The following is a 24,186-nucleotide window of genomic DNA, read 5'->3' as shown; positions in this document are numbered from 1 at the left end:
CGGAGCGGCTCTGTTCAGCCGGCGCGGCGGATGGTGAAGTTGATGCGCTGGCTGCCCAGCCGCGGGTGCGGCAGATCCTTGATGGGCATGATGCCGTGGTAGCGCAGGCGGTCGACGCCGCCCCACACGACGACGTCGCCATGGAACAGCGGCGTGCGGCTGGCCTTGTCGGTGCGCTGGTCGCCGCCGAAGAGGAACATGGCGGGCATGCCCAGGGATACGGAGACGATGGGCGCGCCGTAGTCGCGCTCGTTCTTGTCCTGATGCAACGACAGCCGCGAGCCGGGCTCGTAGCGGTTGACCAGGCAGGCGTCCGGCTCGAAGCCGGGAAAGCCGGCCTCGGCCGCGGCGGTCTGCGCCAAGCGCAAAAAGGCCTCGGGCATGGCGGGCCAGGGCTGGCCGGAGAGCGGGTCGATGCGCGCATAGCGATAGCCGCGCGCGTCGCTGGTCCAGCCCAGCTGTCCGCAATTGGTCAGCGCGACGGACATGGTGTAGCCACCCGGCGTGTCCATGTGGCGGAAGGGCGCTTGCGCAGCCACGGCGTCGACCCCGGCGAGCAGGGCGTCCACCACCGGCAGGGCAAAACCGCGCAGCACCACGGCTTGCGGGCCGAGCGCGACGCGTCCGCCTTGCGCCGCGCCATCGTCGCCAAACAGGTCCAGGTTGGTCGCCATGTCAGCCTACAGCAGCGGTTCCAGCGGCAGCAGCGACACGAACCATAGCGACAGGCGTTGCCACACCGTGGTGCCGGGTTCGGTGTCATGCCGTATGGTTTCGCCGTTGCGCTGTTCCAGCCAATAGAGCTGGCCCTTGTCATCCAGGCAGACGCGGTAGGCGGACTTGGGTATGTCTTTCTCGAAGGCGTCTGCAATGTGCCGCGCCAGCGTGGGGCTGTCTATGACGAAGCCCAGTTCGGTGTTGAGCTTGGCCGAGCGCGGGTCGAAGTTGAAGGAGCCGACGAAGATGCGCTTGCCGTCGACGGCGAAGGTCTTGGCGTGCAGGCTGGAGCCTGAGCTGCCGAACGGACCCATGCTCTTGTTGCGCTCGACCTCGCCGCCCTGGCGCTTCATCTCGAAGAGCTCGACGCCGGCGGCCAGCAGGTCCTTGCGGCGCTTGGCATAGCCGGAATGCACCACCGCCACGTCTGTGGCCTCGAGCGCGTTGGTCAGCACCTTGACCTTGACGCCGCTTTGCGCCATCTGCGCGAAGGACTGGGTGCCGACCGCGGTCGGCACGAAGTAGGGCGATACCAGTTCCAGGTCGGTGCTGGGCGTGCCCAGGATTTCATGCAGCTGATGCGGCAGCATTGCCTCCGGCGGGGCTGTGCCTAGCGTTTTGCGCGGATCGTCGCTGACCATGCGGGTGTCGGCCCATTCCAGCGTCAGGTCGCCGCGCAGCAGCTGCTGGATGAAAGGCAGCTTGTGCATGGCCTCGGCGTAGGCGGCGGCTTCGGGAGAGCGCTCGACCTGGGCGGCGGCCTGCTCCAGTTCGTCCAGCTCGCCGGGGGCGGTTTTCTTCAGGATGCGGTCTACCGGGTAGGCCGAGTCGCTGGCCCAGTAGCGGTCGAAATCCACCGACACGTCATTGACCGCGGCGCCGATGGACAGCACGTCCAGGTCGGTGAACAGCACGCCGCTGGCTGCGCCGAAGTACTCGTCGCCGATGTTGCGGCCGCCGATGATGGTGGCCTGGTTGTCGGCGGTGAAGGACTTGTTGTGCATGCGGCGGTTCAGGCGGCTGAAGTCCGTCAGGTAGCCCAGGGGCTTGGGCCAGCGCAGCACGAAGGGGTTGTACAGCCGCACCTCGATGTTCGGGTGCGCATCCAGCGCCGACAGTTCCTGGTCCAGCCCGGAGGTGCCGTTGTCGTCCAGCAGCAGCCGCACGCGCACGCCGCGGTCGGCGGCTTCATGCAGGGCCTCCAGCAGCATGGTGCCGGTCATGTCCTTGTGCCAGATGTAGTACTGCACGTCCAGGCTGCGCTCGGCGGCGCGCGCCAGCAGCATGCGGGCGGCGAAGGCCTCGTAGGCGTCGGGCAGGGGGTGGATGCCAGACTTGCCGGGATGTGCGGCGGCCAGCGGGGCGATGGCCCGGCCCAGGGCGGTATCCTGCGCCGCCTCGGGCGTCAGGGCGCGGGATTCGCTGCGGTTATCCAGCGGCGGCAAGCCGCAGCCGCTCAAAAGGCTCAGGCAGAGTGCGGTCATCATCAGGGGTTTGGCCAGGTACATGACCCGTATTGTGCCGAAATCGCGCAACGCGCTGGTTTCGGCTCCTGTCTTCCCATGGGGCTTGACGATTTTTCGTATTTGAGAGAAATTCTCTTATATGGAAAATAATGCTATCCCCGAAGCCGATCTGGACCGGCGCATTGCCGGCCGGCTCAAGGCGCTGCGCCAGGAGCGCGGCTGGTCCCTGGACGAGCTGGCCGGCCGCGCCGGCCTCAGCCGCGCCACCTTGTCCCGCCTGGAAAACGCCGAGGTCAGCCCCACCGCCAGCGCGCTGGGCAAGCTGTGCGGGGCATATGGCCTGACCATGTCGCGCCTGATGCGCATGGTCGAGGACGATTTCGCGCCCTTGGTGCCGCAGCAGGCGCAAGCCGTGTGGGTGGATGGCAGCGCCGGCTTTCGCCGCCGCTCGGTGTCGCCGCCGGCGCAGCGGCTGGCGGGCGAGGTGCTGGCCTGCGAACTGGCCGCCGGCGCGCGCATTGCCTATGACAGTTCGCCCCGGCCGGGGCTGGAACATCACCTGCTGATGCTGGAAGGCGAGCTGGCCATCACGGTCGACGGGCAGGCGCATAGCCTGTCCCAGGGCGATTGCCTGCGTTATCAGCTGTTCGGCGCCAGCGAATTTTCAACCCCGCCGCATTGCGGCGCCCGCTACCTGCTCTTCATTGTCTGAGCCCACCATGTCCCATCCCAATCCCGAATTGATTCTTCTGTCGGCGGACGCCGCCGACGCTCTCGTGCCCGAGCTGGCCGAACTGCTGCGCGCCTGCGTGCAGGACGGCGCCAGCGTCAGCTTCGTTCTGCCGTATTCGTCCGAGGAGGCGCAGGCCTTTTGGCGTGCCAAGGTGCTGCCGGCGATCGCTGGCGGCAAGTCGGCGCTGTGGGTGGCACGGCAGGAGGGACGCATCGCGGGATCGGTGCAGCTGGATTGGGACACGCCGCCCAACCAGCCGCACCGCGCCGAAGTGCGCAAGCTGCTGGTGCATCCGGATTTCCGCCGCCGCGGTATCGCCCGGGCCTTGCTGGCCGAGACGGAAGCCATGGCGCGGCGCCAGGGCCGCAGCCTGATTACGCTGGACACGCGCACGGGCGACAGCGCCGAGCCGCTGTATGCGTCGCAGGGCTATCAGACCGTGGGAGTGATACCAGGTTTCAGCCGCGACCCGCATGATGCCGCCAAGCTGGACGGCACCACCATCATGTACAAGCAGCTGTAGGGGACGCTGCCGCCGCGGGCGGCAGCAGGGCTCAGGCCAGGGGCTTGATGCCCACGCTGTACGGCGGAGCGTTGCCGCGCGCGGGGGCCTTGATCTTCAGCATCGAGCCGCCGGGCGTGAATTCGAATTCCTGGTACGGCACTTCGAACCACTGATGAAAACTGGTGCGGGAGAATTCCGGCACCCAGACCTTGGCGCGCTTGGGATCGCAGTGGAACTCGACCAGCGTGCGGTCTATGCCCAGCGGACGCGTATTGCCGATGCGGTAGCTGACTTTCAGCTCGGCGCGCTCGGTCGAGCCGGGGCGCCAGGCCAGGCCGATGGATTCCATGAATTTTTCGATCGCCTCGATACCGCGATGCATGACTGACTCCGAATGCGGGCGGGCGCAAGGCCCGAAAAAAGTGCTGTTTCCCGCAGCGCCGCGGAAAACACCCGAATTATCCGTCATTCCGGCCCCGGGCGTCTCCCGGCTTGCATCCCGTCAATCGGCGCCATTGAACAAAGCAAATGGACGGCCGGCGGGCAAGCCCGCACCATGGCATCCATGTCCTCTATAAGACCTGCGCGGCCCGCGCTGGTCCGGACGCGAAATCCAAGGAGTCATCATGGCAAATTTCATACTGGCATTGGTCAACGCGGAACTTTCCCTTTTCGGCGTCGAGACGCCGGGCGCGGCGGCGCAGGCGCCAGCCGCGCCGCAGGCGGCCAGCGCGCCGGCCTTCGACAGCGAGCACTACCGCAGCGCGCTGGGCTGAGGCCTGTGCAAGGCTCCATGCAGTGTGCAGGGGCCGGGCTGGCGCGGAACACAGCGTTGCAGGAATAGGCAGGTTTCACGCAAGAACGAGCCTGTACGCGCAGACTCGCGATTCTTACCATCTCTTCCAAGGTCGGGGCGGCGCATTCATTGCGGATGCGCGGGTTCCGCCGGGCTGCCGGGCGCGTTGCCGGCAGCGTACGCAAGGGAAGGGAATCGCATGAATACCGAAAAAATCTGGTTGGTGACGGACGCTTCCGCGGGGTTGGGTCTGGTCCTGGTGAAGATGTTGCTGGATAGGGGCCATAAGGTGGCGGCGACGTCGCCGGATGGCGATGCGCTGCTGGACGCCGTGGGCGCCAAGCTGGAGGGGCAGTTCCTGCCCCTGACGGTGGATCTGGCCGATGCGCGCAACGTGCAGCGTGCCGTGGATGCCACGGTGACGGCCTTCGGCGGGCTGGACGTGGTGGTGAACAACGCCGGCCATGGCCTGCGCGGCGCATTGGACAGCCTGCCGGACGAGGACCTGCGCGGCACGTTCGACATCAATGTATTCGCCACGCTGAACGTGATCCGCGCGGCCCTGCCGCGCATGCGTGCGCAGCGCAGCGGCCACGTGTTCAATATTTCTTCGATCCTGGGCTTCGATGGCGGCCGCGCCGATTGGGGCGCCTACAGCGCCGCCAAGTTTGCCGTCAGCGGCCTGACCGAAGCGCTGGCCGCCGAGGCCGCGCCTTTCGGCATCCGGGTGTCGCTGGTGTATCCGGGGGCGCTGCGCGCGCCCCGGGCCACTAGCGGCGAGCCGACGCCGGAACTGGCGGCGCGCAATGCGCAGGCGCGCGATGCGGAGGGCGATCCGGCCAAAATGGCCCAGGCGCTGATCAATGCGGCGCAGGCGCAGTACGCGCCCCTGCACCTGTTCCTGGGCCGCGACGCCTTCGATCAGGCGCGCGCCAAGATCCAGTCGGTGCAGCAGGAACTGGCCCGCTGGCGCGAAATGTCCGTGTCGATCGGCTTCGTGGACGAAAGGCGCATGGCGGCCTGACTGCCGGGCTCAGGCCGTCCAACCCTGGACGGCCTGGTAGGCGCCCAGCAGCGCCAGGCTCACCATGAAGCAGCGCTTGAAGGCTTGCTGCGATAGCTTGCCGCGCAGCCATGTGCCCAGCGCCATGCCGATCAGCGCGGGCAGCAGCATCAGCACGGATGCGCCGGCGGTTGCGGACGTGTAGCCGCCATTGAGGCCCAGGCCGGCCGCCAGCGCCACGGTGGACACCGTGAACGAGATGCCCATGGCCTGGATCAGGCCATCCTTGCCCAGGTTCAGGGCTTGCAGATAGGGCACCGCAGGGATCACGAATACGCCGGTGGCAGCGGTGATCACGCCGGTGACGGCGCCGACCGCAGCGCCCGCCAGCCCTTGATGCCGCTGCGGCGCCTTGGGCGGCGAGCCGAACAGGCCCCAGGCGGCATAGGCCACCAGCGCCAGCCCCAGACACACGCTGGCCCAGTGTCCCGAGGGCGGCCCCAGCCACAGCGCGCCGCCTATCGTGCCTGCGCAAATACCCGCCTGCATGGCGCCGATGCGGCGCAGCATCGTGGGCAGCGTGGGCCATGGCTGCGCTTGCCAGAGATTGGTGATGAGCGACGGCACGATCAGCAGCGCCGCGGCCTGCGCCGGCGCCATGATCAGCGCCAGCATGGCCATGGAAATGGTGGGCAGGCCCAGTCCGACCACGCCCTTGACCACGCCGGCCAGGATGAAGACGGACACGGCGATTGCAAGCAGCGCGGGCGTGCTGCCGGGAAACAGATCTGGAAGCGTCATGCTGGCTCGCAGTGGGCCGTGAGGCCGGCGCGGGGACGGCCGAACAAGGCATAGGCGACGTCGTCAGTACCCGCGCCGTCCTGGCGCGCCGCGCGCAGCAGCCATTGCCGGCCTTCGCACAGGTCGGCGCGCAGGGACTCCCCATACAGGGCCGGGCCGCCGAGCAGCGCAATGCCCAGCATGCGCTGCGCGGGCGCATGGCCGTCGCCCGCGGCGGCGCGCAGCCACTGCGCCATGGCGGCATAGTCGCCCTGGGTCTGGGCTTCCAGCGCCAGCGCGTATTTCTGCGCCGGCGTGGTGTGCGGATCCAGGCTGCCGGCTTCGGCCATGCCTGAGCCATGCAGAGTCAAGGCCAGCAGGGCGAGGGCAGGCCAGTGAACGGGGGCGCGTCGTGGTTTGAGGATATTCATGGATTTTTCCCGGATTGAAAGGGCTGGGACTTCATTTTGGTCCCCTGCGTCCTTGAACCCGTATCGGGATCTCGCGTAGCGATCCTATGGCTCAGCCTGAGGCTCGCCGTGCTACGCTTTTTGCATGCGATTCGACCTTACCGATCTGCGGCTATTCCTCAATGTGCAGGAAACCGGCTCCATCACGGCCGGGGCCCGGCGTTCCCACATGACGCTGGCGTCGGCCAGCGAACGCATCCGCGGCATGGAGGACACGCTGGGCGTGCCGCTGCTGCTGCGCGAGGCGCGCGGGGTCGAGCCCACGCCGGCGGGCCGCACCCTGGCGCACCACGCGCGCGTGGTGCTGGCGCAGATGGACCGCATGCGCGGCGAGCTGGACCACTACGGCCTGGGGTTGAAGGGGCACGTGCGCGTGCTGTGCAACACCACCGCGCTCAGCGAGTACCTGCCGCCGGTGCTGGGCGCCTTTCTCAAGGACCATCCGCGCGTCTCCGTGGACCTGGAAGAACGGCTGAGCCACGAGATTGCCGATGCGCTGCGCGCGGGGACTTGCGACATCGGCGTGCTGGCCGATACGGCCGATCTGCACGGCCTGCGCACGCAGACCTTCCGGCACGACCCCTTGACGCTGATCGTGCCGCCGGACCATGCGTTGGCGGGCCGCGCGTCGGTGCTGCTGGCCGATGTGGCCGACCAGGAATTCGTGGGACTGGTCGAAGGCAGCGCCTTGCAGGAGCACATCGCGCATCATGCGCGCCGCGGAGGCAAGGCCCTGTCGTACCGGGTGCGGCTGCGCAGCTTCGACGCGGTGTGCAGGATGGTGGGGCAGGGCGTGGGCATAGGCATCGTGCCGCGCGTGGCGGCGTTGCGCTATGGCCGCGCGGCGGGCGTGCGGCGCGTGGCCCTGGCCGACGACTGGGCCGCGCGCGACCTGGTGCTGTGCGTGCGCGACACGCTGCCGGCCTATGCGGCCGAACTGGTGGAGTACGCGCTGCGCGACGCGCCCGCGTCCTGAAGGTACTGCGCGACGTTCCCGCCTGCTGAGAAGATGTTGCGTACGCGCGCATCCGCAGCGCGGCCTATGAACGCGCGAACAGCCGGCGCTTGCGCAACGGCGCGCGTTCGAACCAGGAGCCCGACGCGACGGCGCCCAGGATGATCAGGCCGTAGACGCACATCGCCACTGCCGCGACCGCGAAGAACAGGCTCAGCGATCCCGTCAGGCGCAGGGCGATGCCGCCGGCGCCTATGGCAATCAGCAGGCGCAGGACCCCCGCGATCAGCGGCCATTTCAGGCGGCCGGCACCCTGCGAAGCGAAGTACATCGAGAAGCCCAGGGCAAAGAAGCCGTAGACCGGACCGACGGTGCGCAGGTAGTTGGCGCCGGCTTCCAGCATGTGGTCCTGCGCGCCGAACAGGCGCAGCCAGGCCTCGGGAAAGAACGCGGCCGCCAGGCCGATGGCCTCGGCCAGCACAAAGGCCATTGCGCCGCCGGTCAGGGCGATGCGCAGGGCGCGTTCGGGCTGGCCCGCGCCGATGTTGGACCCCACCATTGCCACCATGGGCGCGCCCAGGCCGAAGGCGATGGGCATCAGCAGGTATTCCAGGCGTACGGCGATGCCGTAGCCGGCGACCGCCGCGGTGCCGGCATAGGCGCCGACCAGGGCTGCCGTCAGCGCTACCAGCGCATTGGTCAGGAACGGGTTGATGGTGGCCAGCGCGCCCACGCTGAGGATGTTGCGCATCAGGCCCGGGTACAGGCGGCTGGGGAGCAGCCGCGCCGCATTGCGTCCGCTGGCGCAGTACAGGCCCAGGATCAGCGCGCCCACGGCGTAATAGATCACCAGCGCCCAGCCGCCGCCGGCCACGCCCAACGCGGGGAAAGGCCCCCAGCCGAAGATCAGGCAGGGCGACAGCGGGATCAGCAGCAAGGCGCCGCCGCAGATCACGGCGCCAGGCACCAGCATGTTGCCGGTGCCGCGTATGGCGCTGGCGAACGCGTTCATCAGCCACATCAGGACGATGCCGCCGAAGATGACGTCGGAATAGGCCAGGGCTGCCACCAGCGCCTCGCCCTCGGCGCCCAGCTTGCGGTACAGCCACGGACCGCCCAGTAACAGCAGCGCGCAAAAAGCCAGGCCGAGCAAACCGTTGAGCACCACGGCATGCAGCACCAGCTGGTCCGCTTCGCGTTGCCGGCCGCCGCCCAGCGCCCTGGCCACCGCGGCCGAGATGCCGCCGCCCATGGCGCCCTGCGACATGTTCTGCATCAGCATCAGCACCGGCACCACCAGGGCCACCCCTGCCAGCACCGGTGTGCCCAGGCGCGCCAGGAACCAGGTCTCGATCAATCCCGTGGACGATTGCGCCAGCATCATCAGGATGTTCGGCCACGCCAGGCGCGCCAGCGTGGGCGCGATGGGCGCGTGCAGCATGGCCTGCAGGCGCGCGTTGGCGGGGCGAGGAGCAGCGGGCGCGGACATAGGGAAGGAACCCGTGGATGGCGTTGGGATATTTACGTGCATATGCCAATAAAAGTCAAGAATGGGCTAGACTCGGACCCAACCCGGCGGTAGCGTTGAGTCCTTGCCGTCCTCCACTTTTTTTGCGCCTCTCATGTCTGACGAACAGCCTGCCGCTACAGCCGCCCCGATTGCGCCCGATCCGCTCATCTGCAACGGCGCGGCGCTGCGCAAGGCCACCCGGCGCGTCTCGCAGCTGTACGACACGGTGCTGGCGCCTTGCGGCCTGAAGGTGTCGCAGCATTCCATCCTGGTGCACATCGCGCGCGCCGGCACGCCGTCCATGACGGACCTGGCGCGCATCATGGTGCTGGACCGCTCGGCGCTGGCGCACAACCTCAAGCCCCTGGAGCGCGACGGCTACGTGCAGATGTCGCGCGACCCCTTGGACGGCCGCAGCCGCCGCGTGGCGCTGACCGAGGCGGGCCGCGCCAAGCTGGCCGAGTCCAAGCGCCTGTGGAAGGACGCGCAGCGCCGCTTCGAGGCCGCCTATGGCGCCGAGCGGGCAGCCGCGTTGCGGCGCTCGCTGGCCGATATTTTTTCCGACGAGTTCGCGCTGGCGTTCAGCCGCGGCTAGGGCCTGTGTGAGCTTGCTCGCCGTGGCGGGGAGCTTCGGGTCCGGCGCTTGGCGGCTTGCCGCGCGAGCGGACCCCGGACCAGCCCAGCGCCACCACCGCGCCCAGCACGCAAGCCATGCCCGCCAGTTGCGCGGGAGCCAGGGATTCGCCCAGCAGTCCGGCGGCCAGCGCCACCGCCGACACCGGTGCAAGCGCGGTGAACAAGGCGGCTTCGGCGCCGTTGACGCGGGCCGCGCCCGCATACCAGAGCAGGAAACCGCCTACCGTGGGCACCAGCGCGTAATAGGCTACCGCGGCCAGGGCCGGCGCAGGCAGGCCCAGGGTCCAGGGTGCTTCCGCCACGCTGGCCACGGCCGAGAACGCCAGCCCGAAACCTGTCATGAGCGTGGATAGCGCCAGCGGCGCCACCGGCTGGCGCAGCCGCTTGTTCAACAGGATGAACAGTCCCTCGCACAGCACTGCGCCCAGGATCAGCGCATTGCCCACCAACGAGCTCGCGCCGCCCGCGCCGGCCGAATGGTGCATCATCAGCCAGACGCCGAAGGCCGCCGCGACGATGGCGGCCAACGTGGCCTTGCCGGGGCGTTCGCCCAGCAGCAGCATGGCAATGGCGGCGGACACCAGCGGCAAGGTGCCCAGGATGATGCCGCCGTCCACCGCCGATGCGCGCTGCAGGCCGGCGATCAGCAGGGTGGTGTAGCCGACGCTGCCGGCGGTGGCCTGGGCCACCAGCAGCAGCCAGTCGCGCCGGTCCAGCCGCGGCAGGCGCGCGCCGGTCAATGCCATCAGCAGGACGAAGCAGGGCAGGGCGATCGCGAAGCGCAGGGCGGTCGCGGTGAAGGGGGGCAAACCCGTTCCGATGATTTTGCTGGCGGCCACCGTGCTGCCCACCAGCACCATGGCGGCTGCCAGATAGCAATAGCCCCGCATCCGATTGTTCATGACCCGATCCACGCCTTTGTGATAGCAAGGCGCACAGGCTAAGCCGGCCGGCGAGCCCGGGTCTTGAACGAAATTGCAGCGCTCAGCTGGCGGCCAGCGCGTAGCGCCGCGGCGATACGCCGTAGGCGCGCACGAACAGCCGCGTCATGTGGCTTTGGTCGGCGAAACCGACCGCGGTTGCGGCATCGGCCAGGGGCGAGCCCTGTCGGATCAGGCTGCGCGCCAGCAGCAGCCGGCGTTGCACCTGGTAGGCGTGAGGTGTGAGGCCGGTGTCGCGGGCAAAGGCCCGCAGCACCTGGTAGCGGCTGAGGCCGCTGGCCGCGGCCAAGTCGGCCAGGGACAGCGCGGCAGCCGGGTCGTCGTCGATCAGGGCGCGGGCATGGCGGATGGCGTCGGGAGCGGCGCGCGGCGGCCGGGCCAGGCGCGCTGCGTCGCGGTCGCGCGCCTGCGCCAGGATGCGCAGCAGCAGCGCGTCGCAGGCCAGGGGCGTCGAGCCGGCGGTGGCCTGCGCATACAACGCCAGCACGTCGCGCGCCAGCGCCGGGCGGTCCTGCGCCGGGTGTTCGAATTCGTAGCTGGCCCCGCTTGCACCCAGTTCGGCCGCGGCCTGGGCCACCACTTCGGCATCCAGGTACAGCATCTGCCAGGCGCGCCCGCCGTTGCCGATGGGGGCGCCGTCATGCACTTCGCCGGGGTTCACCGTGATGACGTGCCCGGGGCCGGCCTCGACCTGGCCGCGGCCGCTGGCCGAGACCTGCGCGCCCTGGCGCATGACGCCTATGCCGAACTGCTCGTGCGTGTGGCGCGCGAACGCGTGCCGGCTGTGCGCGGCCACGGCCTGTACGCCGGCGAGCGCACTGCGTTGCATGACGAACTGGCCTGGGCTCATGGGGAATGGAGAGGAAAGGGCTTGCGGGCAGTATCGCCCGCCGGCCCTGGGGGGAGCAAGCGGCAGGCGATCCTGCGGCAGGCGACCCTGCGGCAGGCGCTCCTGCGGTCCGCGCGTGGGCGCTCAGCCGTTCACGCTATTGCAGCCCGTTCCAGCGCGCCACCGCGGGCTCGGCCGCGGCCCACTTCCATTGGCCGCCTGGCTGTTGGCAGATCATGCTGGCATAGGCGGGCGCGGGTGCGTCCTTTTGCTCCACCGTGAACAGCACTTCGCGGCAATGGGTCAGTGGCGTGGCGATGTCGCGCACCACCTGGATGCCGCCGCGCTCATTGCCCACGGACAGCGGTTGGCGGATTTCCCATTGCCGCACCTGGCCGATGGGCAGGGCGCCGGCCGCATTGGCCATGACGTTCTGCTGGTCGTTCTTCCATTCGCGCAGCACGTACTTCACCGTGGCGTCCACCGCCGCCTGCACCGTGACGCCGATGGCGTAGCCCGCCACCGGATTGGCGGTGGCGGCGCCGCTGATGGTGCCGACCACGGCGCCGGTGGCGCCGCCGATGGAGGAACTCTGGCAGCCGGCCAGTCCCAGGCAGGCGGCCAGCGCCAGCAGACTTGCGGCGCGCCTCACTGCAGGGAACCCCAGCGGGCGGTGGCGGGCTCGGCGCTGGCCCAGCGCCAGTGCTCGCCGTCGCGGCAGACGGTGGTGACGTAGAACTCGCGCAGCGGATCGGCGCCGGCCTTGTCGGCGGGCGTGTCGATGGAGAAGACCACTTCCTTGCATTCCAGATTCACGCCGCCGATCAGCCGGCTGACGGTGACCTGGCCCTGCGCGTCGCTTTCGATGGGCAATTGGTGCTTGACCTGCCAGTTGGCGACCTTGCCCACTGCCAGCGGACCGGCGGCCATGGCGATGGCGTCCTGCTCTTCGCCGCGGGTCTTGCGTTGGGCATAGGCCAGCGCGGCCTTGGCGCCGGCCTGCACGCCCAGGCCGATGCCGGTGGCGACGGTGGCGTTGTCAGTGACTTTGTTGGCGATGGCGGTGCCGGCGATACCGGCCGCGGCGCCCGTGCCTTCGCTCAGCAGCGAACTGCAGCCGGACAATCCGGCGAGCGCGGCCAGAGCGATGAGGGCGATCGCGCCGCGGCCCGGGTTGATAGGCGGAAGTGTGAACAAACTGCGTGCCCTCCTGCTTGTTGCTTGGCGCGGGAAGTATAGGAGCGCGCGCCGCCGCGGCGCGAGCGTATTTGCATTTGTTGGCAATTCTCTTGCCGCGCGCGGTTCAGACGGACGCGCGCGCACCCTTGGTGTAGGCCTCGCGCAGCGCGGCGGCGAACAGCGCGTCGACGTTGCGGCGCAAGTCTCCGGCGCGCGTGAACAGGGCAATAGGCGGCAGGGTCCAGTCGAAGGAATACGGCACGATGGCCGCGCCGGCGATACGCACCAGTTCGTCGGCGATGTCGGCGGGCAGGATGGCGACGGCGCGGTCGCTGGCCACGATCATTTCGCCGATCAGCTTGGACGAATCGCTCTGGACCGACGGCGTCGGGGGCGCCAGCCCGGCCCGCAGGAAGATCTCGGACACCTGCTCGCGGATCGGGCTGTCCGGCGTGCCCAGGATCCAGTCCAGGTCGGCAAGCCGGTTCCATTCCAGCTTCGACCGGCCCAGGCGGGCGGCCAGCCGGCGGCTGGCGATCAGGCGCGGCTGCTGGTGGTACAGCACTTCGAAACCCAGGTTTTCCATGTCGACCGAGGGCGTGGCCCAGCCCACCACCATGTCCAGGGTGTGGTCGCGCAACTGCCGCAGCAGCGCTGGCCCCTGGCCTTCGTGGATGGTGGCGGTAATGCGGCGGCCCTGGGGCAGGGTGCGGCTGATGGCGGACGACAGCATCTGTCCGGACACGAAAGGGATGACGCCGATATGCAGATGGGCGGCGTGGCCAGCCGCCACGGCCTCCATTTCCTGGACCAGATGGCCCAGGTCGTGGACCAGGGCGCGGGCCCGCGCCAGCACCACCGCGCCCAGGGGCGTGGGCGTCATGCCGCGCACCGAGCGTTCGAACAGGGGCACGTCGAACATGCTTTCCAGTTCCGCCAGGGCGTTGGTCACGGCGGGCTGGCTGGTGGCCATGTGCTCGGCTACCCGGGTCAGTGAGCCGTGCTGCTCAATCTGCAGCAGCAGCACCAGGTGGCGCATCTTCAGCCGCGAGGTCAGTTTCCGGATAACGAGGTCCGGATCAAAGGCTGTCATAGGCAATGCATAAGATAAAGATTATGGAACGATATTAAAAAGTAATGATCTGCTTATGTATTGAAGCCTAGAATTTTTCCTATATCAAGACAAGGAGGCTCTGCCCCATGAATACGCAATCGGACCGCCAGGCAGCACTGGACTATCACGAGTTCCCCACCCCGGGGAAGATCTCCGTCGTGGCGTCCAAGCCGCTGGTCAACCAGCGCGACCTGGCCCTGGCGTACTCGCCTGGCGTGGCGGCAGCCTGTGAAGAAATCGTGGCCGATCCGGCCAATGTGTACCGCTACACCGGCCGCGGCAATCTGGTGGGCGTGATCACCAACGGCACCGCGGTGCTGGGCCTGGGCAACATCGGCGCGCTGGCCTCCAAGCCGGTGATGGAAGGCAAGGCGGTGCTGTTCAAGAAGTTCGCCGGCCTGGACGTGTACGACATCGAAATCAACGAGACCGACCCGGACAAGCTGGTCGAGATCATCGCCGGCCTGGAAGCCACCTTCGGCGGCATCAATCTCGAAGACATCAAGGCCCCGGAATGCTTCACCGTCGAGCGCAAGCTGCGCGAGCGCATGAAGATCCCCGTTTTCCATGACGACCAGCACGGCACGGCCATTACGGTTTCGGCCGCCTTCATCAACGGCCTGAAGGTCGTGGGCAAGGACATCAAGCAGGTCAAGGTGGTGACTTCCGGTGCAGGCGCCGCCGCGCTGGCCTGCCTGGACCTGATGGTGGACCTGGGCCTGCCGCTGGAAAACGTCTGGGTCACCGACATCGAAGGCGTGGTCTACGAAGGCCGCACCGTGCTGATGGACCCGGACAAGGCGCGCTTCGCGCAGAAGACCGAGGCCCGCAAGCTGGCCGAAGTGATCCAGGACGCCGACGTATTCCTGGGCCTGTCGGCCGGCGGCGTGCTCAAGCCCGAGATGGTCGCGGCGATGGGTCCGCGCCCGCTGATCCTGGCGCTGGCCAATCCCACGCCCGAGATCCTGCCGGAAGTGGCGCAATCGGTGCGCGACGACGTCGTCATGGCGACCGGCCGTTCGGACTATCCGAACCAGGTCAACAACGTGCTGTGCTTCCCCTACATCTTCCGCGGCGCGCTGGACGTGGGCGCCACCACCATCACCCGCGAAATGGAAAAGGCGGCGGTCTACGCCATCGCCGAGCTGGCCGAGGAAGAGCAGAACGAAGTGGTGGCGGCGGCCTATGGCACCTACGATATTTCGTTCGGCCCTGAGTACCTGATTCCCAAGCCTTTCGATCCGCGCCTGATCGTGCGCATCGCCCCTGCCGTGGCCAAGGCCGCGATGGAAGGCGGCGTGGCTACGCGTCCGCTGGCGGACCTGGAAGCCTACGAAGAACAGCTGCAGCAGTTCGTGTACCACTCGGGCGCCTTCATGAAGCCGCTGTTCTCGGCGGCCAAGCGCATCGTGCGCGAAGGCGGCAAGGCGCGCATCGTGTTCACGGAAGGCGAAGACGAACGCGTGCTGCGCGCGGTGCAGGTGATCGTGGACGAAGGCCTGGCCCGTCCCATCCTGGTGGGCCGTCCCGCGGTCCTGTTGTCGCGCATCGAGAAGTTCGGCCTGCGCCTGCGCCTGGGCGAGGACGTCGAAGTCACCAACCCGGAATACGACGAGCGCTTCCACCAGTACTGGACCACGTACTGGGAACTGATGTGCCGCCGCGGCATCACCAAGGAAATGGCGCGCGTGGAAATGCGCCGCCGCCTGACCCTGATCGGCGCGATGATGGTGCACCTGGGCGATGCCGACGGCATGGTCTGCGGCACGGTGGGCGCGTATCACGACCACCTGCGCTTCGTGGACGAAGTCATCGGCCGCCGCCCTGGCCACAATGTGTACGCCGCCATGAACATCCTGCTGCTCAACGAGCGTACGGTGGTGCTGGTGGACACGCACGTCAATGACGAGCCCTCGGCCGAGCAGATCGCCGAGTTCACGGTGATGGCGGCGCAGGAAATGGCCCGCATGAACCTGGCGCCCAAGGTCGCGCTGCTGTCGCGTTCGAACTTCGGTTCGGGCAGTTCGGCCTCGGGCGCGAAGATGCGCCGCGCGCTGGAACTGGTGCGCCAGGCCGCGCCGGACCTGGAGATCGACGGCGAGATGCATGGCGACTGCGCGCTGGATGAAGCGCTGCGCATGCGTATCCTGCCCTCGTCTTCGCTCAAGGGCCAGGCCAACCTGCTGGTGTGCCCGAACGTGGACTCGGGCAACATCGCCTACAACCTGCTCAAGACGGCCGCGGGCGGCAACGTGGCGGTGGGTCCGTTCCTGCTGGGCGCCAATGCACCGGTGCACATCCTGACCTCCAGCTCCACCGTGCGCCGCATCATCAACATGACCGCGATGACCGTGCTGGACGCCAACCGGACCGAAGCCTCGGCCTGATCCTGTTCTTGCGCGCGCCTATTCGGCGCGCGCGGACACGGCGCAAAAAAAAAGCGTGCCGCTCCATGATGGAGCGGCACGCTTTTTTTGCGCTGACGCAGAAGTTGGTCTCGCGCCGGAATTCAGCGCAGCGCAGTCTTAGTTGCTGCTGGCCTTCCAGGTGCCGTCGGGCTGCTTGCAGAACCAGAACTGCCATTTTTCCGTGGTGGCGCCGCGGGCGAAATCGCCGACCAGGAAGCGGCAGAGGCGATCATCCTTGACCTTGCTGGTCTGCGTGGGCGTCAGCTGCACGGTGATGGGCGGGGCCTTTTTAGGCTGGTGCGTGCTGCTCCACTGGGTGCGCTGGCCGTCGGCCGAGCTGTTCAGCGACTGCGCCACGGCTTCGTGGAACGAGGGCTGATCGCCCTTGGGGATCTGCGTGATGATGGCATTGTTCAGCATCACCGGAGGCGCGGCGAGCGCCGGCGCGGCGATGCCGCAAGCCACCAGCAAAGAGGCGAGAACGCGGGTGTGTTTCAAGATGGGCTCCCTGTTGAGTCGTAGTGTTATGCCTGATCTTGGGGCGATAGTACGCGAACAGATGGAACAGTGCTTTGCGCGGCGGACTGAAACTGGCGGTTTTTGCCTTGAGGCCACACTGCGAGGCAGAAAGAGCGGTGTTATGCAGCACGGCAGCCGCCTTTCATACAGACGAAAAAAAGCCGCCAGATGCTGGCGGCCAAGGTACAACAAGGGGAGGGGTAAATCCGCGTGCGCTCAGTTGGCGTGGTAGACGCCTTGGAAGGGCACGTTGTTCGGTTCCACGTCGGCCATCTGGCCGGCGGCGCGGGCGGCAGCCAGTTCGGCGCGCACTTCAGCGCGAGTCTTGCCGGTGGCGGGCGTACCGTAGACGCCTTGGAACGGCACGTTGTTCGGTTCCACTTCGGCCATCTGGCCGGCAGCCTTGGCGGCAGCCAGTTCGGCTTGCACCTGGGCGCGGGTCGGGCCTTCATACGGCGTGCCGTAGACGCCTTGGAACGGAACGTTGTTGGGTTCGATGTTGGGCGAGGCGGCGTAGGCGCCGGCGCTCAGCGCGGCCAGGGACATCATCAAAGCGGTAGCGAGGGTCTTCATGGTAAATCTCCGATTTCAAGAGCTTTGGGAGCGAATCGGCGGCCTATCCGTCTGGTTCGTTGCTGTTTCCCGATGGCTCAATAGTGCGCTGAATCGGAGTAGGGATAAACCCTTGTATTGGTAAAAGATATTCCCATCAGTGGAAAGATAGGCGTTTTCTTAGGATATATTTTCCATGGATGGAATTAGGGACGCTTTATCCAGGCGAACGAAGGCCTGGAACGCGGTAGTTCCCTGAGGTTTTGGATGCAGGTGGGGAAGACCGGCGCGGCGGGCGCGGCCGGTATCAGTAGTGCGGCGGTATTTCGTCGCGCAGGCTGCGGAAGGCGGCGCCGCCCTCGGGCGTCTGCTGGCGCAGGTCGGCCACTTCACGCATCAGCCGGTCTATCTGCTGTTGCTGGCGCACGATGATCTGGTTGAGCTGTTCCAGCATGTCGTCCGAGAAGCTGGCCTTGACCTCCAGCTCCAGCAGGCGGCGTTCGATGTCTTGCGAGTTATCCATGGCGGGTATTAGAACCGATTCCCGCCGCGGCCCCTACAGGAGGCGTGTTTGGCGCAGCGGCAGTGGTGGCTTACGGGCATGGGGCGTTGGGCCGTGCATGGCCTGCTGGCCTCGTTTCCAGCGGGGGCCGCCTGGGCGCAGGAGGCGGAACCGCTGATGCCCGCGGTGGTGGTGACGGGGACGCGCCTGGGCACCTCGGTGCTGGACACGCCGGCCTCGGTGAACGTGGTGGAAGGCGCGGCCATGCGTCTGCAGCAGCCGGGCATCAACCTGTCCGAAGGCCTGGCCGGCGTGCCCGGGCTGCAGATCCAGAACCGCCAGAATTACGCGCAGGACCTGCAGATATCCAGCCGCGGCTTCGGCGCGCGCTCCACCTTCGGCGTGCGCGGCGTGCGCCTGTACGTGGACGGCATACCGGCCACCATGCCGGACGGGCAAGGGCAGACGTCGAACATCGACATCGGTTCCATCGGCCGCGTCGAAGTGCTGCGCGGCCCGTTTTCGGCGCTGTACGGCAATTCCTCGGGCGGCGTGATCCAGGTGTTTACCGAAGACGGGGTGGAACCGCCGTCGCTCACGGCCAGCGGCTGGGGCGGCAGCTACGGCACATGGCGCCATGGCGCCCGCGCCAACGGCGCCAACGGCGGGCTGGACTACGTGCTGGACCTGACGCGTTTCACCACCGACGGCTACCGCGACCACAGCGCCGCGCGCAAGAACCTGGCCAATGCCAAGCTGGGCCTGCAACTGGACGACGCCAGCCGGCTGACCATCGTGGCCAATAGCGTGGACCTCAAGGCGCAAGATCCGCTGGGATTGACGTACCAACAATTCCAGGACGACCCGCGCGCGGCTCCCCTGGCCGAACAGTTCGACACCCGCAAGACGGTCAGGCAGACCCAGGGCGGGGCGGTCTACGAGCGCATGGTGGACAGCCGCAACACCTTGCGGGTGATGGTCTATTACGGCCAGCGCGACACCACGCAATTCCAGGCGATCCCCCCTGCCGCGCAGATGGCGCCGACCCAGGCTGGAGGCGTCATCGACCTGAAACGGCAATACGGCGGCGCGGACCTGCGCTGGACCTCCGAGCTGGCGATGGCGGGCAGGCCGCTGACCCTGATCGGCGGCTTTGCCTACGATTCCATGCGCGAAGACCGCAAGGGCTACCAGAACTTCAGCGGCGAGGGCGCCAACCGCCAACTGGGCGTGCAGGGCGCGCTCAGGCGCGACGAAACCAATACCGTCTACAACGCCGATCCTTACCTGCAGGCCTCCTGGCAGATGTCAGAGCGCTGGACGCTGGACGCGGGTCTGCGCTACAGCACCGTCAGCTTCGATTCCAACGACCATTACATCGTGTCCGGCAATGCCGACGACAGCGGCGACGCGCGCTATCGCAAGGCTTTGCCGGTAGCAGCCATCCGCTATGCGCCGAATTCCGATCTGAATTTTTATGCTTCGTATGGCCGGGGGTTCGAGACGCCAACGCTCAACGAGATCTCCTACCGTCCTGGCGGCCAGCCGGGCCTGAATTTCGGCCTGGCGCCCGCGCTCAGCACCAATCTGGAAGCCGGCGTGAAGGCCAGCATGGCGGGCGGCCTGCTGACGGCCGCCGTGTTCCATACCGGCACCGACGACGAGATCGTGTCCGCGGGCAGCACGGGCGGACGGACCACCTACCAGAACGCCGGCCGCACGCGGCGCGACGGCGTGGAACTGGGCTGGTCGGGCGAATTCGCGCGCCATGGGCGCGCGCAGCTCGCCTATACCTGGCTGAATGCGCGCTATGCCGACGACGGGCCAGGCGATATCCGCGCCGGCAACAAGATCCCCGGCATCGCGCGCCAGGCCGCCTATGCCTCGCTGGCTTGGGCGCCGCCCGAAGGCTGGCAGGCCTCGGTGGAAGGGCGTTTCCTCAGCAAGATCTATGTGAACGACGCCAACGACGGCGATGCGCCCGGCTACTTCGTGGCGGCGCTGAGCGCGGGCTACGTGCTCAAGGCGGGGGCCTGGGAGCTGAACGCCTACGGGCGTGTGGATAACCTGTTCGACCGGCGCTATGCCGGGTCCGTGATCGTCAACGAGACCAACGGACGCTATTACGAACCGGCGGCCGGACGCAGCCTGGGAATGGGCGTAGGCGCGACCTACCGGTTCTGAAGCTGGCGTTCAGTCCGGCATGTCCGGATAGCAGAAACCGTAGTCTTCGCAGGCCGGACAGCCGGGTGCGGCGGCGGGCGGCAGGCCCGCCTGCTCACAGGCGGAATAGGCCAGGAACTGCTTCCACCGCAGGTTGCGCACATTGCGCACCACCAGTCCCGGATAGTGGCGCGCCAGCAGGAAGGTCACGTCTTCGCGGCCGGACAGGCCCAGGTCCCGCCACAGATGGTCGGGCCGCAGACAGGCGTGCGCCAGCACGCTGCTGACCCAGGGCGTGGTGCTTGCGCCGGGCGCGGCCCAGGTGTCCAGCAGCGCGCGCAGCAGAGGCATGAATTCCGCCTGGGCCGCATCCATGTTGCGGGCGGGGTAGATGGCGGCCTGCTCGCGCAAGGCGGCCAGCGCGGAATCATGGCCCGTCAGCGCGCCGGGAAAGAGGCGCGCGATCAGCCCTTCCAGTTCCCGCGACGACAGGCCGCTGCGTCCCAGGTCGCCGCAGGCCAGGCTCTTGCCGATGACGGTGGCAAAGAACCCCGCGTCGGGATGGCCGGGCGGCGCATGGCGCAGCAGCGCGCTGGCGAACCGCAGGGTGGGTTCGGCGCTACAGGCCGGGGCGGCTGTGGGGGCGATGGAAACGGCGTGCATGGCGGAGGAGCGTTGGGCGCAGAATAATTAAGCTGTTAATGAAAGCGTTATGTTGTCGAATATATAACGAAAGTTGTCCGCAGTCTTTGCGGTAAAGCACCGATGGCGGGGCTTGCCAGATTGGCGCGGGAAGGCGCGTATCATCGGCCCCTTCCTATCCGTCCCCTGAAGCTTCCGCATGCCGCGTTCCTTCCGTCCCGTCGTTTCCCGCCTGTGCGGCGCCGTTGCGCTGGCGCTGGCCGGCCTTGCAGCCATGCCGCAGCCGGCCAGGGCTTTCGACATCGGCGCAGTCATCGAGGCCAGCCGGCTGTCGCGCTATCCGCTGCAGGAACCGGAGAGGCGCGTGTGGGGCAGCGAGAACGTCAAGGACGCGGTGCTGGTGGGCCAACTGGAGAACCGGCTGTACCTGTACCGATACGTGCGCGAGACGGGCAAGGAGTTCAAGCTGGATTTCCGTTCCGCGCCACTGGCGATAGATCCGGTTTCCTGGAAGGCGTCGCGCGAGGAACGGGTGAGCGTCAGGACGCCGCGCAACGGCGAGACGCATTACTGGGTCGGCTATTCCTACAACGATGCGGACGAGGCGCGCGCCGCGGGCTTTCTGGTGGACGCGACGGGCGAGGCCTATGAGGTGGCCGCGGACGGCGCGCTTGCGGTGGTGACCGGCACCCGCCCTTGGGACGATGTGCGCAAGGCTGCCATTGCGTCCGCGCTGCGGCCGGCGTTGCTGGACTATCCCAACCGCCTGAAGACCTTTCCGGCGCAGGTGCGCTTCGAGCAGCGGGCGCCGGTGGACGCGCAGGCCGGCTTTCTGGCCCTGCACCAGGCGGCGCGCGCCGTTCCGCGCGCCAAGGCTGCCGAGTTCGGCGCCGCGCTGGCCGCGTTGCGCCGCTACGTGCTGCTGCAGGACTATCGCGAGATCGATCCTGCTGGCAAGGATGCGCAGGTACTGACCGCGTTGAACGACTACGGTTTCTGGCTGGCCGAGTCGGGCGAGGCGCAGGAGGCCGACCTGATCCTTGGCGAGGTGCTGCGGCGCGATCCGGCGCGCACTGCCGCCTTTCTGAACCGCGCCGACGCCCGCTGGAAGCAGGCAGGACGGGCGGGCGAGAAGCGCGGCTACTTCGAGGCCCTGGCGCGCGAGGACTACCGCCAGTATTGTTCGCGCAGGCTGGCCGCGCAGGAGCCCATCCCCGGAAATATCTCCAGTCGCATCGCGGGGGCGCTGAGCGTCCCGGCCCTGGACGCGGCGGCCTGCCGGCCGCGCCTGGCCATCTTCCAGGCGATCCAGGCGGGCGATGCGACCGCGGTACAGGCCGAATTGGCGCGCGGGCAGGACCCCGACGGCGTTAACGAGAACGGCACATCGGCGCTGGCCGCGGCGGTATCGCGCAAGCAGCTCGCGATCGTGCGGATCCTGCTGGCTGCGGGCGCCAAGGCCGATGGCCCCAACAAAGGCCACCCGCTACTGGCCAGCGCGCTGCCGGACGGCCAGGACACGCGCCCGGCCGCCGAGCGCTATGCGCTGGCCGACACCCTGATCGCGGCGGGCGCGCCCGTGGATGCGGTGGACAGCGGCGGCACGCCGTTGCTGATGCGGCGAATCTCCTACTACAGCGGCGACAAGGACAATCTGCTTTATCTGCTGGACAAGGGCGCCAACCCGAACGCCCGCGAGAAGAACGGGCGCTCGTTGCTGCACGCCGCCATGCAAAGTCCGAAGAACTTCTGGTTCGCCGAGAAGCTGCTGGCCAAGGGCGCGGACATCAACGCCGCCTATGTCCGCATGTACTACGGCAACCGCGCCATGTGGGAAACGCCGCTGTTGGAAGCCTTGCGCGAATCGCTCAGCGGCGAGTTGGCGCCCGCTGTGGCCTATCCGATCCCCGAACGGGTGAGTTTCGCGCTGGCCCATGGCGCGGATCCCGCCGTGGGCGGCTACGGCGCGGGCAAGGCGTTGGAACGCAACGGTTTGAGCGAAGCGCTGGGCCTGGCGGTGCGCTACATACAGCCCGCGTTGGTGGACCAACTGGCCCAGGCCGCAGGCAAGCCGCAAGCGCCGCTGACGCCGGAGTCGCTGTCCAGCCTGTTGAGCGTGTGGAACCAGGTCGAGATCCGCGCGGCGGTCAAACAGAACGGCCCGCAATGGGAGGGGCTGCGCGCCCGGCTGCGCGACACCGCCGCGCGCCTGCTGGCCGCCGGCGTGCCCCTGACGCAGGCATCCGACGCGACCGGCGTGCAGGCCAACCGCATCGCACCGCTGAGCCTGCCGTGGCTGCCGGACGACCTGTACCTGGAATGGCTGCGAGCGGGCGCCGATGTCTCGGATCGCACCGATCAAGGCATTCGTATCCAAGGCGTGGCCGGCGCCGACGCATTGCCGCTGGTCATCATGCTGAGGTTGGGGCAGGAGGCCAAGGCGAAAATGCTGCTGGAGCACGACGCCGGCCTGTACCGCACACCCTGGCGCTGCGGCGCGGCGGTGGCGGACATGCTGGCCTGGCAACTGAGCCAGGACGGCAGCCCCTTGGGACCGGCCGGCGCGCGCGCCGTCCGGCAGGTGCTGGACGGCGCCGGGGCCGCGTCCGCCTGCGACCCGAACCAGCGTTCGCGCGTGCAGCCTTTCGTGGGCCTGAGCGCAAGTGAACTGGCGCGCCGCGCCAACGTGACGTTGAACCTGCGGCCTGCGCCCTGAGACCGGCGCGTTCGCGGGATTGCCGCACAAGAAAACAGGCGCCCTGAGGCGCCTGTTTTTTTGCTTCAACGGCAAGCCGTCATTACATGGCGTGACCCATGTTGACGTTCATGTTGTACAGCACCCAGGCGGAGCCGCCGACGATGATGGAGATGATCATCAAGGTGAAGACGAACGTGGCCAGGTTGTCGCGGGCCGACTTCGATGCGCCCATGTGCAGGAAGTACACCAGTTGCACCAGCAACTGGAGCACGCACAGCGCCACCACACCGATGATGGTGATGGTGTGGGACAGCCCGCCGTTCATCACCAGGCCGAAGGAGCCGAAGGTGAGAAGCAGCGAGAGCACGAAACCGATGATGTAGGACTTCAGGCTGCCGTGGTCGGCGGCGTGATCGTCGTGGCCGTGTGCGGCCGCAGCGGAGTGCGACATCAGAGGGCTCCCATGAGATAGACGAAGGTGAAGACGCAGATCCAGACAATGTCCAGGAAGTGCCAGAACAGGCTCAGGCACGCCAGGCGACGCTTGTTGATCGAGTCCAGGCCATGGCGGCGGATCATGTCCAGCAGGACGATGATCCAGATCAGGCCGAAGGTGACGTGCAGGCCGTGCGTGCCGATCAGCGTGAAGAACGCCGACAGGTACGCACTGCGGCCCGGGCCGGCGCCTTCGGTGATCAGGTGATGGAATTCATAGACTTCCATCGCGATGAAGCCCGCGCCGAACAGGAACGTCACCATCAACCAGCCCATGGCGCGGCTCTTGTTGTTGGCGTGCACGTTCAGGTTGGCCATGCCGAAGGTGAAGCTGGAGAACAGCAGCAACAGCGTTTCGACCAGCACGAACTTCAGGTCGAACAGTTCCTTGCCGGTCGGGCCGCCCGCGGTGGCGTTGGACAACACCGCGAACGTGGCGAACAGCACCGAAAAGATCAGCAAGTCGCTCATCAGATAGACCCAGAAACCGAATACGGTCTTGGATCCATCGTCGTGATGCGCGTGATCGTCGTGACCCGCGTGGGGGTGAGTGGCTACGGCTTGAATCATGGC

The 24,186-nt window shown here is 67.7% G+C and carries 26 protein-coding genes; 9 read left to right on the top strand and 17 right to left on the bottom strand.

The annotated features are described in order from the left end of the window. Positions 1 to 14: 14 nt before the first annotated feature. Together alkB and AXYL_RS26300 are read right to left on the bottom strand one after the other, a co-directional pair. On the bottom strand, positions 15 to 674 hold the full coding sequence (gene alkB / locus AXYL_RS26305) for a DNA oxidative demethylase AlkB (protein WP_013395917.1): 660 nt from the start codon (positions 672 to 674) through the stop codon (positions 15 to 17). Between the two features lie 6 nt (positions 675 to 680). Beyond that, a complete protein-coding gene (locus AXYL_RS26300) occupies positions 681 to 2,225 on the bottom strand; it encodes a phospholipase D family protein (protein ID WP_013395916.1) in 1,545 nt (514 codons plus the stop codon). 97 nt (positions 2,226 to 2,322) lie between these two features. Between AXYL_RS26300 and AXYL_RS26295 the strand changes: the two genes are divergently transcribed. After that, the gene (locus AXYL_RS26295) at positions 2,323 to 2,895 is read left to right on the top strand and encodes a helix-turn-helix domain-containing protein (RefSeq protein WP_013395915.1); all 573 of its coding nucleotides are present in this window, start codon (positions 2,323 to 2,325) and stop codon (positions 2,893 to 2,895) included. Between the two features lie 7 nt (positions 2,896 to 2,902). Then, positions 2,903 to 3,439 carry a GNAT family N-acetyltransferase gene (locus AXYL_RS26290; RefSeq protein WP_013395914.1) on the top strand — a complete coding sequence of 179 codons (537 nt, stop codon included), beginning with the start codon at positions 2,903 to 2,905 and terminating at the stop codon, positions 3,437 to 3,439. A 31-nt stretch (positions 3,440 to 3,470) separates the two neighbouring features. Here AXYL_RS26290 and AXYL_RS26285 read toward each other — a convergent pair whose 3' ends face one another. After that, positions 3,471 to 3,803, bottom strand: coding sequence for a hypothetical protein (locus tag AXYL_RS26285; protein WP_013395913.1), 333 nt, complete (start codon positions 3,801 to 3,803; stop codon positions 3,471 to 3,473). 244 nt (positions 3,804 to 4,047) lie between these two features. On the opposite strand from AXYL_RS26285, the gene AXYL_RS35215 reads away from it, so the two are divergent. Continuing rightward, positions 4,048 to 4,197, top strand: coding sequence for a hypothetical protein (locus AXYL_RS35215; RefSeq protein ID WP_013395912.1), 150 nt, complete (start codon positions 4,048 to 4,050; stop codon positions 4,195 to 4,197). Between the two features lie 219 nt (positions 4,198 to 4,416). Beyond that, on the top strand, positions 4,417 to 5,241 hold the full coding sequence (locus AXYL_RS26280) for an SDR family NAD(P)-dependent oxidoreductase (protein WP_013395911.1): 825 nt from the start codon (positions 4,417 to 4,419) through the stop codon (positions 5,239 to 5,241). 9 nt (positions 5,242 to 5,250) lie between these two features. Here the strand turns inward: AXYL_RS26280 and AXYL_RS26275 are convergent, their stop codons facing one another. Beyond that, positions 5,251 to 6,021, bottom strand: a complete 771-nt coding sequence (locus AXYL_RS26275) for a sulfite exporter TauE/SafE family protein (RefSeq protein WP_013395910.1) — start codon at positions 6,019 to 6,021, stop codon at positions 5,251 to 5,253. Further along, positions 6,018 to 6,431: a hypothetical protein gene (locus AXYL_RS26270; RefSeq protein WP_041654287.1), complete on the bottom strand. Its 414-nt coding sequence runs from the start codon at positions 6,429 to 6,431 to the stop codon at positions 6,018 to 6,020. The genes AXYL_RS26275 and AXYL_RS26270 overlap by 4 nt, the downstream gene beginning before the upstream one ends. Positions 6,432 to 6,555: 124 nt before the next feature. Between AXYL_RS26270 and AXYL_RS26265 the strand changes: the two genes are divergently transcribed. Continuing rightward, positions 6,556 to 7,446: a LysR family transcriptional regulator gene (locus AXYL_RS26265; protein ID WP_013395908.1), complete on the top strand. Its 891-nt coding sequence runs from the start codon at positions 6,556 to 6,558 to the stop codon at positions 7,444 to 7,446. A 64-nt stretch (positions 7,447 to 7,510) separates the two neighbouring features. Here AXYL_RS26265 and AXYL_RS26260 read toward each other — a convergent pair whose 3' ends face one another. Further along, positions 7,511 to 8,914 (bottom strand): MATE family efflux transporter, encoded by a 1,404-nt coding sequence (locus tag AXYL_RS26260; protein WP_013395907.1) that lies wholly within the window; start codon positions 8,912 to 8,914, stop codon positions 7,511 to 7,513. A 133-nt stretch (positions 8,915 to 9,047) separates the two neighbouring features. Between AXYL_RS26260 and AXYL_RS26255 the strand changes: the two genes are divergently transcribed. Further along, a complete protein-coding gene (locus AXYL_RS26255; protein WP_013395906.1) occupies positions 9,048 to 9,530 on the top strand; it encodes a MarR family winged helix-turn-helix transcriptional regulator in 483 nt (160 codons plus the stop codon). Here AXYL_RS26255 and AXYL_RS26250 read toward each other — a convergent pair. The 5 genes from AXYL_RS26250 to AXYL_RS26230 all read right to left on the bottom strand — a co-directional run bounded on the left by AXYL_RS26250 (position 9,517) and on the right by AXYL_RS26230 (position 13,613). Next, positions 9,517 to 10,473 (bottom strand): DMT family transporter, encoded by a 957-nt coding sequence (locus tag AXYL_RS26250; protein ID WP_013395905.1) that lies wholly within the window; start codon positions 10,471 to 10,473, stop codon positions 9,517 to 9,519. The genes AXYL_RS26255 and AXYL_RS26250 overlap by 14 nt on opposite strands. Before the next feature lie 82 nt (positions 10,474 to 10,555). Continuing rightward, positions 10,556 to 11,362 carry an AraC family transcriptional regulator gene (locus AXYL_RS26245; RefSeq protein WP_013395904.1) on the bottom strand — a complete coding sequence of 269 codons (807 nt, stop codon included), beginning with the start codon at positions 11,360 to 11,362 and terminating at the stop codon, positions 10,556 to 10,558. Between the two features lie 136 nt (positions 11,363 to 11,498). Then, a complete protein-coding gene (locus AXYL_RS26240) occupies positions 11,499 to 11,993 on the bottom strand; it encodes a hypothetical protein (RefSeq protein WP_013395903.1) in 495 nt (164 codons plus the stop codon). Then, positions 11,990 to 12,538, bottom strand: a complete 549-nt coding sequence (locus AXYL_RS26235; RefSeq protein WP_013395902.1) for a hypothetical protein — start codon at positions 12,536 to 12,538, stop codon at positions 11,990 to 11,992. The genes AXYL_RS26240 and AXYL_RS26235 overlap by 4 nt, the downstream gene beginning before the upstream one ends. Positions 12,539 to 12,644: 106 nt before the next feature. Beyond that, positions 12,645 to 13,613, bottom strand: coding sequence for a LysR substrate-binding domain-containing protein (locus AXYL_RS26230; protein ID WP_013395901.1), 969 nt, complete (start codon positions 13,611 to 13,613; stop codon positions 12,645 to 12,647). A gap of 107 nt (positions 13,614 to 13,720) precedes the next feature. Here AXYL_RS26230 and AXYL_RS26225 point away from each other — a divergent pair, with 107 nt between their 5' ends. After that, on the top strand, positions 13,721 to 16,021 hold the full coding sequence (locus AXYL_RS26225) for an NADP-dependent malic enzyme (RefSeq protein WP_013395900.1): 2,301 nt from the start codon (positions 13,721 to 13,723) through the stop codon (positions 16,019 to 16,021). A gap of 138 nt (positions 16,022 to 16,159) precedes the next feature. Here the strand turns inward: AXYL_RS26225 and AXYL_RS26220 are convergent, their stop codons facing one another. The 3 genes from AXYL_RS26220 to AXYL_RS26210 form a co-directional block, all read right to left on the bottom strand. After that, on the bottom strand, positions 16,160 to 16,540 hold the full coding sequence (locus tag AXYL_RS26220) for a hypothetical protein (RefSeq protein WP_013395899.1): 381 nt from the start codon (positions 16,538 to 16,540) through the stop codon (positions 16,160 to 16,162). A gap of 237 nt (positions 16,541 to 16,777) precedes the next feature. After that, complete coding sequence (locus tag AXYL_RS26215) at positions 16,778 to 17,134, bottom strand: DUF4148 domain-containing protein (RefSeq protein ID WP_013395898.1); 357 nt, start codon at positions 17,132 to 17,134, stop codon at positions 16,778 to 16,780. 286 nt (positions 17,135 to 17,420) lie between these two features. Continuing rightward, complete coding sequence (locus tag AXYL_RS26210) at positions 17,421 to 17,636, bottom strand: SlyX family protein (RefSeq protein WP_013395897.1); 216 nt, start codon at positions 17,634 to 17,636, stop codon at positions 17,421 to 17,423. Between the two features lie 78 nt (positions 17,637 to 17,714). Here AXYL_RS26210 and AXYL_RS26205 point away from each other — a divergent pair, with 78 nt between their 5' ends. Beyond that, positions 17,715 to 19,799 (top strand): TonB-dependent receptor, encoded by a 2,085-nt coding sequence (locus AXYL_RS26205; protein WP_013395896.1) that lies wholly within the window; start codon positions 17,715 to 17,717, stop codon positions 19,797 to 19,799. A 9-nt stretch (positions 19,800 to 19,808) separates the two neighbouring features. On the opposite strand, the gene AXYL_RS26200 is transcribed toward AXYL_RS26205, so the two are convergent. Then, positions 19,809 to 20,441, bottom strand: coding sequence for a nitrogen fixation protein NifQ (locus AXYL_RS26200; protein WP_013395895.1), 633 nt, complete (start codon positions 20,439 to 20,441; stop codon positions 19,809 to 19,811). A 178-nt stretch (positions 20,442 to 20,619) separates the two neighbouring features. On the opposite strand from AXYL_RS26200, the gene AXYL_RS26195 reads away from it, so the two are divergent. After that, positions 20,620 to 23,136 carry an ankyrin repeat domain-containing protein gene (locus AXYL_RS26195; RefSeq protein WP_013395894.1) on the top strand — a complete coding sequence of 839 codons (2,517 nt, stop codon included), beginning with the start codon at positions 20,620 to 20,622 and terminating at the stop codon, positions 23,134 to 23,136. Positions 23,137 to 23,218: 82 nt separating this feature from the next. On the opposite strand, the gene cyoD is transcribed toward AXYL_RS26195, so the two are convergent. Further along, positions 23,219 to 23,569, bottom strand: a complete 351-nt coding sequence (cyoD, locus tag AXYL_RS26190) for a cytochrome o ubiquinol oxidase subunit IV (RefSeq protein ID WP_013395893.1) — start codon at positions 23,567 to 23,569, stop codon at positions 23,219 to 23,221. Continuing rightward, on the bottom strand, positions 23,569 to 24,183 hold the full coding sequence (gene cyoC / locus AXYL_RS26185; RefSeq protein WP_013395892.1) for a cytochrome o ubiquinol oxidase subunit III: 615 nt from the start codon (positions 24,181 to 24,183) through the stop codon (positions 23,569 to 23,571). Before cyoC ends, cyoD begins: the two co-directional genes overlap by 1 nt. Positions 24,184 to 24,186 lie beyond the last annotated feature (3 nt).

The organism is Achromobacter xylosoxidans A8 (assembly GCF_000165835.1).
Taxonomy (GTDB): Bacteria; Pseudomonadota; Gammaproteobacteria; order Burkholderiales; family Burkholderiaceae_B; genus Achromobacter; species Achromobacter xylosoxidans_B.
The sequence above is the reverse complement of the archived record's forward strand: the minus strand, read 5'-3'. Positions and strand labels throughout refer to the sequence as shown.

Coding starts and splice junctions, on each gene's coding strand:
- alkB (WP_013395917.1), bottom strand. CDS start 674: ATGGCGACCAACCTGGACCTGTTTGGCGACGATGGCGCGGCGCAAGGC.
- AXYL_RS26300 (WP_013395916.1), bottom strand. CDS start 2,225: ATGTACCTGGCCAAACCCCTGATGATGACCGCACTCTGCCTGAGCCTT.
- AXYL_RS26295 (WP_013395915.1), top strand. CDS start 2,323: ATGGAAAATAATGCTATCCCCGAAGCCGATCTGGACCGGCGCATTGCC.
- AXYL_RS26290 (WP_013395914.1), top strand. CDS start 2,903: ATGTCCCATCCCAATCCCGAATTGATTCTTCTGTCGGCGGACGCCGCC.
- AXYL_RS26285 (WP_013395913.1), bottom strand. CDS start 3,803: ATGCATCGCGGTATCGAGGCGATCGAAAAATTCATGGAATCCATCGGC.
- AXYL_RS35215 (WP_013395912.1), top strand. CDS start 4,048: ATGGCAAATTTCATACTGGCATTGGTCAACGCGGAACTTTCCCTTTTC.
- AXYL_RS26280 (WP_013395911.1), top strand. CDS start 4,417: ATGAATACCGAAAAAATCTGGTTGGTGACGGACGCTTCCGCGGGGTTG.
- AXYL_RS26275 (WP_013395910.1), bottom strand. CDS start 6,021: ATGACGCTTCCAGATCTGTTTCCCGGCAGCACGCCCGCGCTGCTTGCA.
- AXYL_RS26270 (WP_041654287.1), bottom strand. CDS start 6,431: ATGAATATCCTCAAACCACGACGCGCCCCCGTTCACTGGCCTGCCCTC.
- AXYL_RS26265 (WP_013395908.1), top strand. CDS start 6,556: ATGCGATTCGACCTTACCGATCTGCGGCTATTCCTCAATGTGCAGGAA.
- AXYL_RS26260 (WP_013395907.1), bottom strand. CDS start 8,914: ATGTCCGCGCCCGCTGCTCCTCGCCCCGCCAACGCGCGCCTGCAGGCC.
- AXYL_RS26255 (WP_013395906.1), top strand. CDS start 9,048: ATGTCTGACGAACAGCCTGCCGCTACAGCCGCCCCGATTGCGCCCGAT.
- AXYL_RS26250 (WP_013395905.1), bottom strand. CDS start 10,473: ATGAACAATCGGATGCGGGGCTATTGCTATCTGGCAGCCGCCATGGTG.
- AXYL_RS26245 (WP_013395904.1), bottom strand. CDS start 11,362: ATGAGCCCAGGCCAGTTCGTCATGCAACGCAGTGCGCTCGCCGGCGTA.
- AXYL_RS26230 (WP_013395901.1), bottom strand. CDS start 13,613: ATGACAGCCTTTGATCCGGACCTCGTTATCCGGAAACTGACCTCGCGG.
- AXYL_RS26225 (WP_013395900.1), top strand. CDS start 13,721: ATGAATACGCAATCGGACCGCCAGGCAGCACTGGACTATCACGAGTTC.
- AXYL_RS26215 (WP_013395898.1), bottom strand. CDS start 17,134: ATGAAGACCCTCGCTACCGCTTTGATGATGTCCCTGGCCGCGCTGAGC.
- AXYL_RS26210 (WP_013395897.1), bottom strand. CDS start 17,636: ATGGATAACTCGCAAGACATCGAACGCCGCCTGCTGGAGCTGGAGGTC.
- AXYL_RS26205 (WP_013395896.1), top strand. CDS start 17,715: ATGGGGCGTTGGGCCGTGCATGGCCTGCTGGCCTCGTTTCCAGCGGGG.
- AXYL_RS26200 (WP_013395895.1), bottom strand. CDS start 20,441: ATGCACGCCGTTTCCATCGCCCCCACAGCCGCCCCGGCCTGTAGCGCC.
- AXYL_RS26195 (WP_013395894.1), top strand. CDS start 20,620: ATGCCGCGTTCCTTCCGTCCCGTCGTTTCCCGCCTGTGCGGCGCCGTT.
- cyoD (WP_013395893.1), bottom strand. CDS start 23,569: ATGTCGCACTCCGCTGCGGCCGCACACGGCCACGACGATCACGCCGCC.
- cyoC (WP_013395892.1), bottom strand. CDS start 24,183: ATGATTCAAGCCGTAGCCACTCACCCCCACGCGGGTCACGACGATCAC.